The organism is Mesorhizobium escarrei (assembly GCF_935825525.1).
GTDB lineage: Bacteria > Pseudomonadota > Alphaproteobacteria > Rhizobiales > Rhizobiaceae > Mesorhizobium > Mesorhizobium escarrei.
In genome coordinates this window covers 68,200-82,673 of the sequence record NZ_CAKXZT010000013.1, presented here as the reverse complement: position 1 = coordinate 82,673, position 14,474 = coordinate 68,200, and the positions used below count along the sequence as shown (strand labels likewise).

The following is a 14,474-nucleotide window of genomic DNA, read 5'->3' as shown; positions in this document are numbered from 1 at the left end:
GAGCCCGTTGCCTTTTCCCGCCAGATTGGCAGCCGACCTCAGGAAGAGGTTTTCGACGTTGTCGGCCAGGGTCCAGTTTGTATAAGCATGCGTTTCGTCGACGCCGCCATTGGTCGCCTCGATGGTTTTGTCGCCGGCATTGTCGACATAGTAGACGTCATTACCCGTGCCGCCGACAAGCGTGTCGGCGCCGACCCCGCCGATGAGCTGGTCGGAGCCGCCGCGGCCCTCCAGCAAATCATCGCCAGCCAGCCCATCCAGCAAATTGGCTCCCTCGTTTCCGCCGAGTTGGTCGGCAAAGGAGGAGCCTATAAGATTTTCAATGCTGGTGAAGGTATCGCGGTCGCTTCCGATACCGGTCCCGTCCAGACCGAGATGTTGTTCTAAGGCGTCGATCCAATGTGAGGCGATTTTTGCATAGCCCCCGGCAGTCGGATGCAGCCCGCTATCAAGCGGCGGCGCGGTGATGTCATCTGGTGTCAGATCACGCATGTCGACAAAGGCGATCTTACGCCCCTGGGCGGCCAGTTCAGAGATCAGACCGGGCATTGCATCATTATACGCATCGACACGGTCTGCACGCGCTTGTGACTGTTGGCCGACGCGAACGGGAGGCAAGGATCCGACGAAGACGGTCAAGGCGGGATCGCTGGAGGTCAGGCTGAGCAAAAGGCTGCGCAGATCCTGCAGCATCGTTGGCACGCTATCGGTCGAGCTGTCATTTGTTCCGGCGATCAGCAGCACGGCGTCGGGTTTCATAGCTGCCACAACATCGTTGTCGATGCCGTTCAGTTGATTGAGCGTCCAGTTGCGGTGACCCTCGTGATCCCGATCGCCCATGCTGGCGGGTCCGTTGGACGAGGAACCGACGAAGTCGATCTTCACATTGAGTGCGCCCAACTGTTCCAGCATAAACTTCCGATATCCGCCGCTTTCGGTATCGGAAGAGCTCGCGATCACTCCATATGTAATGGAATCGCCCAGCGGCAGTATCTTCAGCAACTTGTAAGCATGACCGGAAGCCAAATCGGCGATGACTCCACGGGACGAAGCGCCGTAACTTACGGCGTCGCTACCGGCTCCGCCGACGAAAGCGTCTGGACGGCTGCTATCATAGAACACCGCCATGGTATTTTCTCCACCTGGCAAAGCTTCTCGCGGTTGCCGGCGTAGCTGTCCTCGCCTCGGATATTGCTGTTTGCGCGGCGTTCGAGCTGCCGATCATGCGTGTTGTGGTGTCGCCATTCGAGGTCGGGAACGCGAACTCTCGTCCGTCCGACGAACTGCTGCAGGAAAAAGGCTGAATCGTAGCCGGCGCCGATCACGACGACACCATGGTGCTCGTCGGCGACCTGTTTGGCGGGGGTGTCGAGTACCATTGTCCATGGCCTCTTCAGCCACTGACCCTGCACCTGACGCCAAAGCGATCGGCTTCCTGCAGGTCAGCGAGACAAATCTAGTGTTGCAACGCACTCTCAAGTATTGCAGCGCAACATTTGCTACTATTTTAGGTGGTTATGCAACATTTTTTTAACCTGCACCTGGCGCGACACCGGGGCACGGTGGCGCTGGCCGGGCGACCACCGTTGCTGTTGTGTGCCTAAATTAGGAGAAACTGGCAATTTAACGCCGACTTTTATCGATAATCGGCGCAATTCTGCGCGCACTGGGCCAAGGCATCTTGAAACGCCGTCGTTGCCTGCATGGTTAAGTTGTAGTACGCTGCCTTGTTGCAGTGCAACAATATGGGCGGCAAGTCCGGCCGCGAGACGGCTCATCCGATCACCGGAAAGGTGAGCACCGAATACCGAACAGGTGACGCGAAAATTCCGGAAGACGGGAGAAGCATGGGATGAGCATCGGAGCGGGCAGCGCCCGGCGTTGGCCGTCAGTCGCCATCGAGCGTTCACCGGTTGAGCGCTATTTCCTTGCAGCCCTTCTTTTTTTCCCGTTCCTGTGCGGGGTCGTTCCGATCCTGTTGTACGAGAAGGCGGCATCCCGCGTGGCGTGGCATGATCCTGACCTTGCCACGGTAAGCGCCATCGGATTGGCTCTACTTTGCTGCCTTTTTGCATTCGTGCGCTATCCCGCCGAGGCTCGGGCTGCGCGAATTATCGTCGTCGGCCTGGCGATAACGCTGGGCCTCTTCAGCTTCGGGCTTGGAGACGAACTCGGCATTGCCGATGCAGCTCCCGCTGACGCGTTGGGCAATGTACTCATCTATTCTCGCCTGATCGCGCTTGCGGCCGCGCTTTTTTCTATCCTGCGGCCATCCTTTGCCATTTTTCCGATGGTCTATTACGGCTTCCACAAGGATGTCACGCGGGCAGTCTCCGGTGCTGCGGAACTGGGCCGCAACGACTATGCGCCGTTGATTGAGGTCGGTCTCTTCCTGGCCTGTGGCCTGTTGGGCCTCGGCCTGCTGCAGAGCTTGAGCCGGCTGAAGCCCTTCACCAGGAACCTGCCCAACCCCCACGAAATCGGAACCAGGAATTTCGCGGCCCAGGCTGCCGGCATATTGCTGCTGGCCGGGATCGGCGCCCATGTTGGCAACTACTTCATGTCCGGGATGGCCAAGGTCACGCTTGACGGAGGGCCGATGAGCTGGATCCTCGAGAACCCGACCAGTTCCATAATGCTGGCCGGGTACAGTTTAGGCGCGGCCCCGTTGGGTTTTTCCGAATCCCTGCTCGCTCTTGCTTATGAAGCAGTCAGGGCGGTCCAGATTCCGATGAATGTCGTTATCCTTGCTGCGCAGCTTCTATGCTTTCTTGCCTTTTTGCGCCGGCGATGGCTCATCGGACTGACCGCGTTCTTCGATATCATGCATATCGGGATCTTCCTTCTGAGCGGCGCTCTTTTTCTGCACTGGATCATCTTGAACAGTCTGATCGTCGCGGCTCTGACGAGAATGAAGGAAAATTCGTTCTCCACAATTGCCGTCGTAACCGGGATTGTTGTCACCATATTCGGCCACGCGGTCTTTTATAACGCGCGGCTCGGCTGGTACGATTCAAGGCAAATCAGGCAAGCACATTTCGAGGCGCTGACGAAAGAAGGTGACTGGGTGCGGGTCGCACCGAGCTTTTTCCGCGACGCTTCCTATCTGCTCTATGCTCGTCACTTCGGCTATCAGGAACATCGTCGTGAATCCGGCCACGTTCCGACCTCAGCTTGGGGCCAGATCGGGATCAGGCAGGTGCAGCCAAAGTCGTCGGACGTTGCCTCGTCCAACTATGAGATCATGAAGCTTACCAAAGAGTGCGCCTATCCGGTCGAACTGCCAATCGCGCCGCCTGACTACGATGCGGCCCGCCCGGCACCGTTTATTCTTGGCCAGCACAATCGCGCCGCGAATTTGGCGAACTCGGCTGTTGCGGTCGGTTACAACTTCTATCCACACCATCATTATTCCATGCCGTTCCTGCACCGCGCTTTTGAGGCGTTGGAGCCTCGCGACATCGTGGCGTATCGATACCTGGTCGATACCGTCTGCTTGGATGTCGCAGACGGCAAGGTCGTGCGGCGGGTCATGACCCAGACATTGGGGCCCCGGATCGATGTCCGCCAGTGAATCCGGCGAGGGCGGTGCGTAGCACGCGAGTTTTGACTATAAGGCAGCACCAATTTCCACGCTCGAATACTTGCCCCTGACACTGGTCCAAAATTGCCACGGAAGTTGAATTTCATTCCCTAGGCAGCCCGTCATAATGCGGCCGGCGGCGGCAGTACCAGCATGTCTCGAGGAGGAGATAAAATGCGGCTCAACAGGCCTTTGGTTTTTACGAATAAGGTTTCATCGGTGCTTTCTGCCGCAGCAGGGAGGAGACGGCGTCGACGTCAGACTATCCTGATTTGTGCAGCTGTGGCGGCCGGCTCCGCAATCGCTAGTTTCGGGGCACAAGGCGCCGAAAAGGGAGCCTGGATCACCACTTGGGCTGCCACACCTGCTCCGCGCTGGTCGGACGATCTTCCTGCGCCTTTCGGAGTGCCGGAGGTATTGGAGAATCAGACCGTCCGCCAGGTTGCCCGCATCAGCGTTGGCGGCAATAGCGTGCGGTTCGTGCTGTCGAATGCTTTCGGCGAAAAGCCGCTGACTATCGGCGCCGGCAGCGTCGCAATAGCAGGCAAGGGCGGCGAGGTCGACCAGGCGACCCTGAAGCCCCTGACCTGGGGCGGCAAGAGTTCCGTTGTCGTTCCGCCGGGAGCGCCGATCCTCAGCGACCCCGTCGCTCTCCCGGTAGAAGCGCTTTCCGAAATCTCGGTCAGCATCTTCCTGCCGAAGAAGACGGCGCTGTCGTCGGTGCATTGGGATGGTGTGCAAACCGCTTACATCTCCGGCCAGGGAAATTTCACAAACGAGGCGGCGTTCAAGGCTGACAGCACACTCAAATCGCGCCTTTTTCTGAGCGATGTATGGGTTGACGCCGCGCCGGAATCCGAGGCGATCGTGTTTTTCGGGGATTCCATCACGGATGGGAATTGCTCGACCCCCGACGCCAATAATCGCTGGCCGGACCATATCGCCAAGCGATTGCAGGAGACCGCCCGCAAGGTGGCGGTCGTCAACGAAGCTTTTTCGGGCAATCGCGTGTTGACCGACGGTATGGGTGTCAATGCTCTGGCGCGTTTCGATTCTGATATACTGAGCCATCCCAAAGTCGCGACCGTTGTCCTGATGATGGGCATCAACGACATCGGCTGGCCCGGCGAAAATGCAATCACGCCGGACGACAAGCAACCGACCGCCGAAGACATCATCACCGGATACAAACAGCTCATCGACCGCGCGCACGCCGAGGGCATACGCATTGTAGGCGCGACGCTGACCCCCTTCGCCGAAACCTTCAAAGGACTTCCCACCGAGGGTTACTACACACCCGAGAAAGAAAAGATCCGCGTCGCGGTGAACGAATGGATCCGCAACGGCGGCGGCTTCGATGGCGTGATTGACTTCGACAAGGTGATGGAAGACCCGGCCAAGCCCGGGTATCTGCGCGACGACTACGACTGCGGCGATAACCTCCATCCCAACGACGCGGGATACAAGGCAATGGCAGACGCGGTCGATCTCGACGTCCTGTTGGGTCAAGCCAAGTAGTCGGCTGTCGCTTGCTGATCTTGCCGCGCTGCTCAGGCATTGCGGCAAGGTCGGTTCGAGCATGGCTCAAGTGAGCCCGAGCCGGACAAGATGGCGTACGACCGGTGAGAACATCTCCTGACCGATGTAAGCTCCGGTGTTCGTATTTTCGAAGAGTGGGCTGGCGACGGCCGCATCCTCGATCACGGGAATACCTGCCTGGCGTGCTTGAGCCATCATCTCGTCAGCCGCTCGGCCCTGGCCCTTGCCGACGACCGTCGGCACCGGCGTTTCACCCCTAACGTAGCGCAATGCCACTACGCGGTCACCGGACACGAAGACGATGACCGCGTTCTTCACGCCCAGCTTCGCAGGTTGCATCACGGCCTCACGCCGCTGTCGCTGCTGTTCATGCCGAATCAACGGATCGCCTTCGAGGTCCTTGTGTTCGCGCTTGTATTCAGTTGTCGTCATGCGCATGTCGCGCAGGAACAGCCAGCGCTGAATAGGAACATCGATCACGCCGATGACGACAAAGGCCAGGGCGGCGGCAATTCCAAGCGGTGTCAGCACCGCTTTGATAATTGGCTCCAGGCATGACGGAGCGCATCCCGGAGCATCGAACAGCGGCTGCAGCCACGCGATCAAAAGGAATGCGAACAGGCCGGCCAGCAACACCACCTTGGCCAGGCCTTTGGTGAACTCGATGACGTTGCGCAGCGACAGGATCTTCTGAAGACCCTTCACAGGGTTTATATGATCGAATTGCGGCTTGAGCGGCTCGAACGAGAAGACCGGCCCGAACGTTCCCAGCATGCCGAAGGCCACGGCGAGAACGACAACGATTCCGACGAGCGGTAATGTGGCAAGAATCAGCAATGACAACGAATGGCGGATGGCCCGCAGGCTGACCTCCGCGAACGAATCGCCGGGGGCGGTCACGGTCTGCACGAGTTCCGAAAGGTGCTCGACGAGCATCGGCCAGACAAAATAAAGATAGCCAAGCGCTGCGAAAAGCGTGAAGCCGGAGACCAGGTCGCGGCTTTGCGAAACCTGGCCTTTGCGGCGAGCGTCGCGAAGCTTCTTGTCGGACGCCGGTAGTTTCTTTTCCTCAGCTTCTTCGGCCATGTTGCAATCTTATCGCACTGTTGTGGTTCCAGTCGGCCAAGGCCGTGTGTAAGGTGCGGCGGGCTTGAATACGGAGAGGTGGATATGCGGCTGCACGTCGTGTTCTTGCCCGTCGTCGCCACTCTGGCGATGGCCGGTTGTCAGACGACCAAAACCGACACCGCGCAGGCAAAGGCGCAGGGCCCGTCATCGCAATCGGAGCGTCTGATCAAGCTTGCGGACGATATCCATGCGCAGGGAGATAGTGGCACCGCAATCGCGCTCTACCAACGGGCGGCAGCGATGCCCGATGCCAAGCCGAGCGCCTTCGTCAAAGCCGGCGAGGCCTATATGCGAGCGGGCTATCCCGCCGAGGCGGCTAGAGCCTATCAGGCCGCACTGGCAAAAGCGCCCAATGACGGCGGGGCAATGCTCGGGCTTGGCTCGGCGATGATGGAAACCGGCGATATCGAAGCCGGCATGCGCGCGCTCGCGCAGGCCGCGCCGCTGGTCAATACCAGCAGCGCCTATAACAGGTTGGGCGTGGCGCAGACATTCGCCGGTCAGACGGGGCAGGCGCAGACTACTTTTGCTCAGGCGTTGAAACTTGCTCCGGGGGATCTCGACGTCGAGAGCAACATGGCGTTGGCCGCGGCGCTCGAAGGCAATTCCACCACGGCACTGCCGCTGGTCCAGAAGATCTCTGCCGCACCCAATGCGCAGTTGCATCACAAGCGCAACGTCGTGGTGGTCTACGGACTTCTTGGCCAGGCCGATCAGGTCAGGGCCTCGCCGCCGGTCGGCCTGGCGACCAAGGAGGTGAATACCTTGCTGGCGCGGGCCAGAACCATCCGCTCGAAGGGCAGCACACAGGCGAGGGCGAAAGCGCTCGGCTCTATCCTCGGCTAGAGCAGCGGACCGGAACGCGCGAAGCCGATTTGGGTCGAGCCCGACGGCAAAACAACCGGACAAACTAATGCATGTCGCGCAAAAGTGGGCAGCGGTTTTGCGATAACGACATGCATAAAACAACAAACTAATGAGCGTCGCGTGGGCCACGCGACGCGCTTTAGTGCACCGCGGGCAGCGCCGCATCGGTTCACTCGACTGGGAGCGTTGTTTGCGGCGTCAGCGGCCCGCTATCGGCCCCGCTATTAGCCCCACCTATGGGAGCCTCTTCGCCATTGAGGTAGCGCCGGGCGGCATTTGCCGTCGGCGCCGCCGCCGCCGCCCCCATGCGCCGGCCCTCGACGAGGTCACGCTGGCTTTCGGCCATGCGTTGAAGATTGTAGGCGTTGGCGCAGCCGGGCGGCAGGTGGGAGCCGACGCCGGAGACGATCGTCAGATTTGTCGCAGCGGCAGAACGGTCGTCATCGGCCGGTTCGTTCAGACATGCATTGGGAGCAAGCACGGAGCTGCCGACGCCCTTCTCGGAGCCGCCGGTGTCGGTCGAAACATAGCTGTAGCCGGGAGAATAGTCCTGCGGCTGTTGCGGGTTCGCGCAGCCGACCAGAAGCAGCACTGGAAGAACAGAGCACAAAGCGATGCGAAATGTCATGTCCGGTTCCCCGCTACTTGATGATCAGGCCCATCGCCGATGCGTCGTTGGCGCGCTTCCTGTGGCGCTTGGCTGCCGGACGGTCGAGCGGCGTGGCGAGGCTGTCGCGCACCGGCTCGACCAGGTAAGGCGTTATCAGGATCACCAGTTCCGTCTCTTCGCGCTGGAAGCGCTGTGACTGAAAAAGCGGGCCAAGCACCGGCACATCGCCGAGAACCGGAAACTTTTCCAGATTACGCGAGGTCCGCTGCTGGAAAAGACCCGCGATCGCAAAGGTTTGGCCGCTCGCCACTTCGACCGTGGTGTCAGCCCTGCGCACGACGAAACTCGGCATGGCGAAGCCATTGGCGCTGACCGAGCCTGCTTCCGACAAGGAACTGACTTCCGGCTGAACATGGAGCGCAATGCGATCGCGGCCAATCAGCGTTGGGGTGAATCCGAGGGAAACGCCGAAGGACTTGTATTGAACGGTAACGACGTCGGTTCCTTGCGGAATCGGAACCGGGATTTCGCCGCCGGCAAGAAAGCTCGCGGTCTGACCGGTCATCGCTGTCAGGTTCGGTTCGGCCAGTATCTTGACGACGCCGTTGCGTTGCAGCGCTTCGATGAGAATGTCGAAGTTGATGCCATGCGTCTGGTCCATGCTCAAACCAAGATTGCCGGTGCCGGAGGGCACGCCATTGTCCTGGAACATGTTGAATTCAAAACCGCCGCTCCTGTATCCGACAGACCAGTCGACGCCGTAGGACTGCAACTCAGTGCGCGAGACTTCGGCGAAGCGGACCCGGATGTTGACCTGCTGCGACCCCTGCACGGTCATGTTGTTAAGCGGCGGTTGTTCCGGCGGCGAGAACGTGCGGGCGATATTGTCGACATCCGTTGCCTCTTCGACGCCTCGCGCCTCGCCCGTCGCGACAATGCGGGTCCCGAAAATCGAGAGATTTGTCGCCGAGTTCGGCTGCATTTCGTGTTTCGCTTCGTTCGCAGGCGTGACATCGGGGGTGACGCGGAACTGGGCCGTTGCCTCGATCCGTTCATCTGCTGTCACTGCAATGAGGTTGGTCAGGCCGGGTTTTAGGCCGAAGACATAGACCATCCCCGGCGACACGACCTGAAGGTCCGCGATCGTGGTGTCGGCGATCAGCACGGATTCGACGGGTTCATTGAAGCGCAGCAGGCGTCCTTGCCCGACCGGCAGGTCGACCGTTGGCCTGCTCGGCAATGGCGACACATCCTGTGCCATCGCGTCGGCATGTGTGAACAAAAAAGCCAGCAAGACGCCAACGGTCGCGATAGCAAGCCAGCGCATCCGCCCGGCGAAAATGGCGGATCGAACGCCTGCTGCGGTACCGTAAAATGTCATGCCGTTCCCCTGTTGAGCATGTAGTTCCCCCAATTGTCCCAATACGCCCGGCTGGCATCATGAGGCTGCCTCTTGTCCGGCTTTCGCCTCAGCCGATGGCAGCGACCGAGAGATGTTGCGTGCCATGCCCGAACGGCCGGATATCGTGGCCAATGGCTGGACGTTGAATTCTTGTGCGAGTTCCCTGTAGGACAGAACCGGAAGTTCGATGGCATTGTGCGTGAGCAGGCTTCGCATGTGACGGCGCACATCCATCGCCGCAAGGACGATCGGTGAGACATCGGTGGCGTTCTGCGACAAGGCTCGCTCGATTTCGGCGATCAAGGCCTGTGCATCGTCATCCGAAAGGTTCAGGAACGTGCCGGTCGATGTGCTTTGCACCGCGTTTCGCAGGATATCCTCGGCCGAGCGCTGCAGGACATAGGCTGCGATGATGTTGTTACGGCCAGCGAAGCGGAAGCTGATCTGGCGTTTCAAGGACGTGCGAATATATTCCGTAAGCAGAACGACGTCCTGCTCGCGTTGACCCCATTCGATCAGCGCTTCGAGGATCAGGCGCAGGTTGCGGATCGGCACGTTTTCGCCGACAAGTCGCCGAAGCACCTCCGCGATTTTCTGCAGCGGCACGATCTCCTGCGCCTGTCTGACCAGATCCGCATAGTCCGGCTCCATGTCCGATAGCAGCCTGCGGGTCTCCTGGATCCCGACGAAATGGCCGGCATAGAGCCGAAGTGCATTTCCGGTCCATTTGGCCGCTGTTTGCGCCGGCGTGGAGAAGACGAAGCCGGCTTCCTTCAACGCCGAAAGGTGGCGATCGTCGACCCACATGAATTTGCGCTGACCGGCAATCGGAGAACCCTTTTCGTAGGTCACATCGAGCAGATCGAGATGCGTTGGGTCCGCTTCGACAAGAACACGGTCGGCGGGGATTTCAGCATCCAGGATGGGTGCGCCCTCCAGATCGATGCGCATGCTTCTGGCTGAAAGCTTCTCATCGACCTGCAGGCCGATAGCCGGAACGTCGACACCGAGATCGCCGAAAAGCTCGCGGCGCACGCCATCGGCGAGCGTGGCGAATTCGGGTTCCGGGACCGAGCGTCCGAGCTCGGTTCCGAAGCGTACGACGATGCGGGATGAAGAAGGCAGTGCTGCGACGGGCGTTGATGAAAGCGACGCCGGTTTTCCAGCTTGTTCGGCCATGGCGGTCTGGCCGATGTCGCTGAGCTCGGATTCCCGGGCGGTGCGGCGATTGATGGCAAAGGCGCCCGCGCCGAAGCAGGCGCCAAGGATCAGGAACACAAGGGACGGAAACCCCGGCACTACGGCAAGGCCGACCATGATCACCGCGGCGAGTGCGAGCGCACGGGGGTCGCGTAGTAGCTGGCTGGTTATTTGCTGGCCAAGGTCGCTCGTGCCGTCCGAGCTGCCGACGCGCGTCACCATCGTGCCGGCGGCCACGGCGACGAGCAGTGCCGGTATCTGCGCCACCAGCCCGTCACCCACCGTGAGCAGTGAGTAGGTCACGGCGGCGTCCCCTAGTGACATATCGTGCTGCAGCGTTCCGATCGCGAAACCGCCGATCAGGTTGACCAGAATGATGACAATGCCGGCGATGACGTCGCCCTTGACGAATTTCATGGCGCCATCCATCGCGCCGAACAGCTGGCTTTCACGCTCAAGCTGCTGGCGCAGCCGGCGTGCCTCCGCCTGATCGATGTCGCCGTTGCGCAACTCCGCATCGATGCTCATCTGCTTGCCCGGCAGCGCATCGAGCGTGAAGCGCGCGGCAACTTCTGCAACGCGTTCTGCACCCCGCGCAACGACGATGAACTGCGCAACGGTGATGATCAGGAAGATGACGAGGCCCACGGCAATACTGCCGCCTACGACGAAAGTACCGAAGGCCGAAACGATCTCGCCTGCATCGGCCTGGAGCAGGATCAGTCGCGTGGTCGTGATCGTGATCGCCAGCCGGAACAAGGTGGCGATGAGGATGACCGATGGCAGCGACGAGAACTGGAGCGGATGAGAAACGTAAAACGAAGCCAGCAGGATAAGCACGCTGACGGCGATATTGGCGGTGATGAGAATGTCGACGAGGAAGGTCGGCAACGGAATGAGCATCATCACCACTGCAACGAGCATCAGGATGGCAATGACCAGATCGCTGCGGCGTGACAGCTTGGCAAGGAAGTGCAGAAGGCGCTCCGACATCGTCATTCGGCGGCTCGATGCGATAGGAAGCTCCGCAAGGCATTGTGCGCCTCGGCCTTGCGGCCGGCCACAAGCAACGCGCGGCTCTTCAGCAACGCAAGTGTCGGGTGGTCCATTCCCTCCAGCGTCTCCAGCCTGGCAATCGTGGCAAGCGCCTTGTCCGCTTCGCCATCAAGTATGAGCAGATGCGCCAATGTGCGCAGAACGCCGGCATTTCCCGGCGACAGCTGCGCCGCGATAAGCAGGTATGCCGCGCCCCGCTTTGCCTGCCCGTGACTGCCGTAGAGATAGCCCAGGACATGCAGCAGATGCACTGTGTCACGCGGATCGGTCAGGTTTCGATTCCTTCCTGTATCCGGGCAAGCAGATCGCGGTGACGCTCGATTTCATCCTCCATCAGCGTTCTGGCAAGTGTCTTGAGTTGCTCGCCACCCTCAAGATCGGGAACCAGGTGCGCTACAAGATGCTGTAGAATGGCTACCGAGCGACGCAGGATGGCTGGCTCGGGAATAGCGGGCATGACGAAGTTGATGAGCGCCTCGTCGAGCGATTCGCCAGCCATACCCCGTGAGGACTGGAATTTCGCGGTTCCCGGCTTTTCCGTACCAGCGGCCGATGTCGTCCCCTGAGCCCGGCTTGCGGCCTTGTCGACGCCATTCATCCGCCGACGGTTGATTGCTTGACCGTGCGCGCCTTCCGCCTGCCGCACCTCGCGGCCGGTTGTATCAATCCTTGCCGTATCGAACCGCGGCCCTTCAAGCCGGCGGTTCAAGGATATTTCAGCGCGACCGTGGCGCCGCCCTTCGTCAGGAGAAGTTCCGTCTCGCCAATGCGCTTGACGGTCCAGCCGTCATTGGTGAATGCGCCTTCATGATAGCGTGCGCCGTCGGTGGCGATGACATAGGGCCGCTCGCCATACCAGATCGCCTGCAGCCTCAGGCGCGGAGCCTGCTCGGCGTTGCCGATCATGACATTGGAGGCGAGGGGGATCTGCGCGCCGAACGCCTGGTCGAACCAGGATTGCGTCTCGGTCCAGGCGCCACTCTTGTCATTGGCGATCATACCCGAGACCACGAGCCGTCCAGGTGCTTGCTGAACGGTCAATGTGCTGATGCCGGATTGCTCGAGGCGCAGCCTGAGCTGGCGTTCCGCCTCAGTGGCGCTGGGTACTTGTGTCGGCGATGCATCGCCCAGAACACTCTGCCCGGCCTCGCCAGCGAAGGCCACTGTGATCGGTTTGCCGCCTTGAGCGGACAGGTTTTTGCCAATGTCGGGCTCGGCGAAAGAGAACCCGTTGGCGGCGACGGAAACAGCGAATACCGCCACGAGAACGCTGCCTGCAACCAGGAGGGGGCGATTGGAAACAGACCAGCGATTCGGCGGGCGTTCCGGGTTGACCAGCCGGATATCGGCATCGCCGATGCTTATCGTCAGCGGCAGCTTGCAGCGTCTGCCCTGGCCTTCACGGATGATCTCGCCGGTGGCGAGCGTGACATCGCCGCCGACGGCTTCGATTTCAATCTGGCTGCCCGTGCGCCGCAACCTTGCGTGGACTGGCGCGATGCCGGCGTCCCTGAGCACAACGTCCGACTCCGTGCTGGAGCCGACCGTATACAGAGGCGCGACCAGGCTGAGTTGGGCGCCGGCGTGAAATCCATGCGTTACGCTGAGCGCAACGGAATGTCGCGATGCCGGGGTGCGGGCCGCCGCATCCTGATATTTGCCGATAGCCCAATCTTTGCCGATCATGCCACTTCATCTCCCGCCGATGACAATTCAGACGCAGCCCGACAACGGCATCGAACGCCGTCGACGTGCGCCGCCGGATGCTTGCGGCGGCGCATGGTTTGGAGAATCCCGCCTTAGGCCTTCTCAGCCGACTGGCCGAGCGTCTTGGCGGTGCTCATCAGCATGTCATGTTGGGACTTCGCGATCTCTTTGGTGATCTCGAGGCCAAACATGCGCTCCTGATGCTTGATCATCTTGTCCAGGTTCTGTTCCGGTGACCCGGAAGCGCCGGATGTAATGGGAGGGGTAGCAGCCATCATTGTCTCCTTGACCATTCAGGTTACAAACTCCGGAATCACATTCAAGCGATCCGGCAGGTTGCGAAACCAGCTTAAGGCAGCATGATCGAAATTGAAAGTCCACTTGGAATATTCGAACCAGTTAAGTTCCAACTGTTGCATTGCCACCATTGGAGGAGTAATCTGCCATCGGGGGAAATGGGGTATGGCAGAATGGAACAAGGTCCTTTGGCGGAGCTGTTGGTCGAACGCTTCGAGAATATGCCGCCGCAACTGCGGGTGGCGGCGCGTTTCGTCCTCGACCATCCCAAGGATGTCGCACTGATGTCGATGCGCGAGCAGGCGCACCAGGCTGGCGTTTCGCACAGCACGATGATGCGGTTGGCGCGATGGCTTGGCCTTGAAGGCTATGAGGACATGCGCAGCCTCTATGCTCGCGCGCTGCGTGACACGGGCGCCAGTGAGCCGGCGCGACGGGGTGCCGACCAGGGTGGCGATCCCGGATATTCGACTGCAGGGGTTGTCGCCGACACGCTCGCGGCGCAGGTCTCAAGTCTGGGTGAGTACGGCAATGCCTCGCAATTCATCGCCGCCGCGGACCTGCTTGCACGATCACGCAATCTGTTTGGCCTCGGCTCGCGCTCCGGTTATCCGGTCGCCAACCACTTCGTTCACATCATGTCGTTTCTGGCCGGCGGCGACCGCAAGGTGACGCTTGTCGGCGAGATGGGCGGACATGGTCTGGATGCCTTGCAGGGCGCGGGACGCGGCGATGTGCTGCTTGCTGTGGGCATGTCGCCGTATGAACGCACGACGATCGACGTGGCGCGCCAGTCGGCCAGGCAAGGTGTCGGCGTGGTGGCAATCACCGATAGCAGCGTGTCGCCGCTGGCCCGGATCGCGCGGGAGACCATCATCGTTACGGCAAATTCGCAGTCGTTCTTCCGCAGCATGGCGCCGGCGTTCGCCGCCGTCGAGATTCTGGCGGCACTGACGGCTGCGCAGTCTGAAGTGAATGCTGCCGAACGAGTAAGACAGTCGGAAGAGCAGCTTGCTGCTTTTGGCATTTATTGGAAGCCGCCCCGGTAGGCACAGGGCTTCCACTGTCGGGCGCGGGGGCGTTGA

At 60.5% G+C, this 14,474-nt stretch carries 15 protein-coding genes; 4 read left to right on the top strand and 11 right to left on the bottom strand.

The window, feature by feature from the left end; translation table 11 throughout:
* The 3 genes from NMG80_RS01700 to NMG80_RS01690 form a co-directional block, all read right to left on the bottom strand.
* Positions 1 to 1,128: GDSL-type esterase/lipase family protein (locus NMG80_RS01700; RefSeq protein ID WP_254016533.1), on the bottom strand; the 1,128-nt coding region annotated here is incomplete at its 3' end.
* Positions 1,062 to 1,379, bottom strand: coding sequence for a hypothetical protein (locus NMG80_RS01695; RefSeq protein ID WP_254016532.1), 318 nt, complete (start codon positions 1,377 to 1,379; stop codon positions 1,062 to 1,064). The genes NMG80_RS01700 and NMG80_RS01695, both read right to left, overlap by 67 nt.
* Positions 1,380 to 1,502: 123 nt before the next feature.
* On the bottom strand, positions 1,503 to 1,778 hold the full coding sequence (locus NMG80_RS01690) for a hypothetical protein (protein WP_254016531.1): 276 nt from the start codon (positions 1,776 to 1,778) through the stop codon (positions 1,503 to 1,505).
* 74 nt (positions 1,779 to 1,852) lie between these two features.
* Here NMG80_RS01690 and NMG80_RS01685 point away from each other — a divergent pair, with 74 nt between their 5' ends.
* Together NMG80_RS01685 and NMG80_RS01680 are read left to right on the top strand one after the other, a co-directional pair.
* The gene (locus NMG80_RS01685; protein ID WP_254016530.1) at positions 1,853 to 3,574 is read left to right on the top strand and encodes a hypothetical protein; all 1,722 of its coding nucleotides are present in this window, start codon (positions 1,853 to 1,855) and stop codon (positions 3,572 to 3,574) included.
* Between the two features lie 183 nt (positions 3,575 to 3,757).
* Positions 3,758 to 5,101 (top strand): SGNH/GDSL hydrolase family protein, encoded by a 1,344-nt coding sequence (locus tag NMG80_RS01680; RefSeq protein ID WP_254016529.1) that lies wholly within the window; start codon positions 3,758 to 3,760, stop codon positions 5,099 to 5,101.
* Positions 5,102 to 5,167: 66 nt separating this feature from the next.
* Here NMG80_RS01680 and NMG80_RS01675 read toward each other — a convergent pair whose 3' ends face one another.
* Positions 5,168 to 6,208, bottom strand: a complete 1,041-nt coding sequence (locus tag NMG80_RS01675) for an EscU/YscU/HrcU family type III secretion system export apparatus switch protein (protein WP_254016528.1) — start codon at positions 6,206 to 6,208, stop codon at positions 5,168 to 5,170.
* A gap of 84 nt (positions 6,209 to 6,292) precedes the next feature.
* On the opposite strand from NMG80_RS01675, the gene NMG80_RS01670 reads away from it, so the two are divergent.
* Positions 6,293 to 7,096, top strand: a complete 804-nt coding sequence (locus NMG80_RS01670) for a tetratricopeptide repeat protein (protein WP_254016527.1) — start codon at positions 6,293 to 6,295, stop codon at positions 7,094 to 7,096.
* A gap of 190 nt (positions 7,097 to 7,286) precedes the next feature.
* Here the strand turns inward: NMG80_RS01670 and NMG80_RS01665 are convergent, their stop codons facing one another.
* The 7 genes from NMG80_RS01665 to NMG80_RS01635 all read right to left on the bottom strand — a co-directional run bounded on the left by NMG80_RS01665 (position 7,287) and on the right by NMG80_RS01635 (position 13,385).
* Positions 7,287 to 7,745 carry a hypothetical protein gene (locus NMG80_RS01665; RefSeq protein WP_254016526.1) on the bottom strand — a complete coding sequence of 153 codons (459 nt, stop codon included), beginning with the start codon at positions 7,743 to 7,745 and terminating at the stop codon, positions 7,287 to 7,289.
* 13 nt (positions 7,746 to 7,758) lie between these two features.
* Positions 7,759 to 9,108 (bottom strand): type II and III secretion system protein family protein, encoded by a 1,350-nt coding sequence (locus tag NMG80_RS01660; RefSeq protein WP_254016525.1) that lies wholly within the window; start codon positions 9,106 to 9,108, stop codon positions 7,759 to 7,761.
* 57 nt (positions 9,109 to 9,165) lie between these two features.
* A complete protein-coding gene (sctV, locus tag NMG80_RS01655) occupies positions 9,166 to 11,328 on the bottom strand; it encodes a type III secretion system export apparatus subunit SctV (RefSeq protein ID WP_254016524.1) in 2,163 nt (720 codons plus the stop codon).
* Complete coding sequence (locus tag NMG80_RS01650; protein ID WP_254016523.1) at positions 11,325 to 11,636, bottom strand: tetratricopeptide repeat protein; 312 nt, start codon at positions 11,634 to 11,636, stop codon at positions 11,325 to 11,327. The genes sctV and NMG80_RS01650 overlap by 4 nt, the downstream gene beginning before the upstream one ends.
* Positions 11,637 to 11,653: 17 nt before the next feature.
* A complete protein-coding gene (locus NMG80_RS01645; RefSeq protein ID WP_254016522.1) occupies positions 11,654 to 12,094 on the bottom strand; it encodes a hypothetical protein in 441 nt (146 codons plus the stop codon).
* Entirely contained in the window at positions 12,091 to 13,071 is a 981-nt protein-coding gene (locus tag NMG80_RS01640; RefSeq protein WP_254016521.1) for a SctD/MshK family protein, read from the bottom strand. Before NMG80_RS01640 ends, NMG80_RS01645 begins: the two co-directional genes overlap by 4 nt.
* 113 nt (positions 13,072 to 13,184) lie before the next feature.
* Entirely contained in the window at positions 13,185 to 13,385 is a 201-nt protein-coding gene (locus tag NMG80_RS01635) for a hypothetical protein (protein ID WP_436798525.1), read from the bottom strand.
* 192 nt (positions 13,386 to 13,577) lie between these two features.
* Here NMG80_RS01635 and NMG80_RS01630 point away from each other — a divergent pair, with 192 nt between their 5' ends.
* Complete coding sequence (locus NMG80_RS01630) at positions 13,578 to 14,438, top strand: MurR/RpiR family transcriptional regulator (protein WP_254016519.1); 861 nt, start codon at positions 13,578 to 13,580, stop codon at positions 14,436 to 14,438.
* Positions 14,439 to 14,474 lie beyond the last annotated feature (36 nt).

What these genes read in the sequence shown, in the direction of transcription:
- NMG80_RS01695 (WP_254016532.1), bottom strand. Translation starts at nt 1,379, where the DNA reads ATGGTACTCGACACCCCCGCCAAACAGGTCGCCGACGAGCACCATGGT.
- NMG80_RS01690 (WP_254016531.1), bottom strand. Translation starts at nt 1,778, where the DNA reads ATGAGCCGTCTCGCGGCCGGACTTGCCGCCCATATTGTTGCACTGCAA.
- NMG80_RS01685 (WP_254016530.1), top strand. Translation starts at nt 1,853, where the DNA reads ATGAGCATCGGAGCGGGCAGCGCCCGGCGTTGGCCGTCAGTCGCCATC.
- NMG80_RS01680 (WP_254016529.1), top strand. Translation starts at nt 3,758, where the DNA reads ATGCGGCTCAACAGGCCTTTGGTTTTTACGAATAAGGTTTCATCGGTG.
- NMG80_RS01675 (WP_254016528.1), bottom strand. Translation starts at nt 6,208, where the DNA reads ATGGCCGAAGAAGCTGAGGAAAAGAAACTACCGGCGTCCGACAAGAAG.
- NMG80_RS01670 (WP_254016527.1), top strand. Translation starts at nt 6,293, where the DNA reads ATGCGGCTGCACGTCGTGTTCTTGCCCGTCGTCGCCACTCTGGCGATG.
- NMG80_RS01665 (WP_254016526.1), bottom strand. Translation starts at nt 7,745, where the DNA reads ATGACATTTCGCATCGCTTTGTGCTCTGTTCTTCCAGTGCTGCTTCTG.
- NMG80_RS01660 (WP_254016525.1), bottom strand. Translation starts at nt 9,108, where the DNA reads ATGACATTTTACGGTACCGCAGCAGGCGTTCGATCCGCCATTTTCGCC.
- sctV (WP_254016524.1), bottom strand. Translation starts at nt 11,328, where the DNA reads ATGACGATGTCGGAGCGCCTTCTGCACTTCCTTGCCAAGCTGTCACGC.
- NMG80_RS01640 (WP_254016521.1), bottom strand. Translation starts at nt 13,071, where the DNA reads ATGATCGGCAAAGATTGGGCTATCGGCAAATATCAGGATGCGGCGGCC.
- NMG80_RS01635 (WP_436798525.1), bottom strand. Translation starts at nt 13,385, where the DNA reads ATGGTCAAGGAGACAATGATGGCTGCTACCCCTCCCATTACATCCGGC.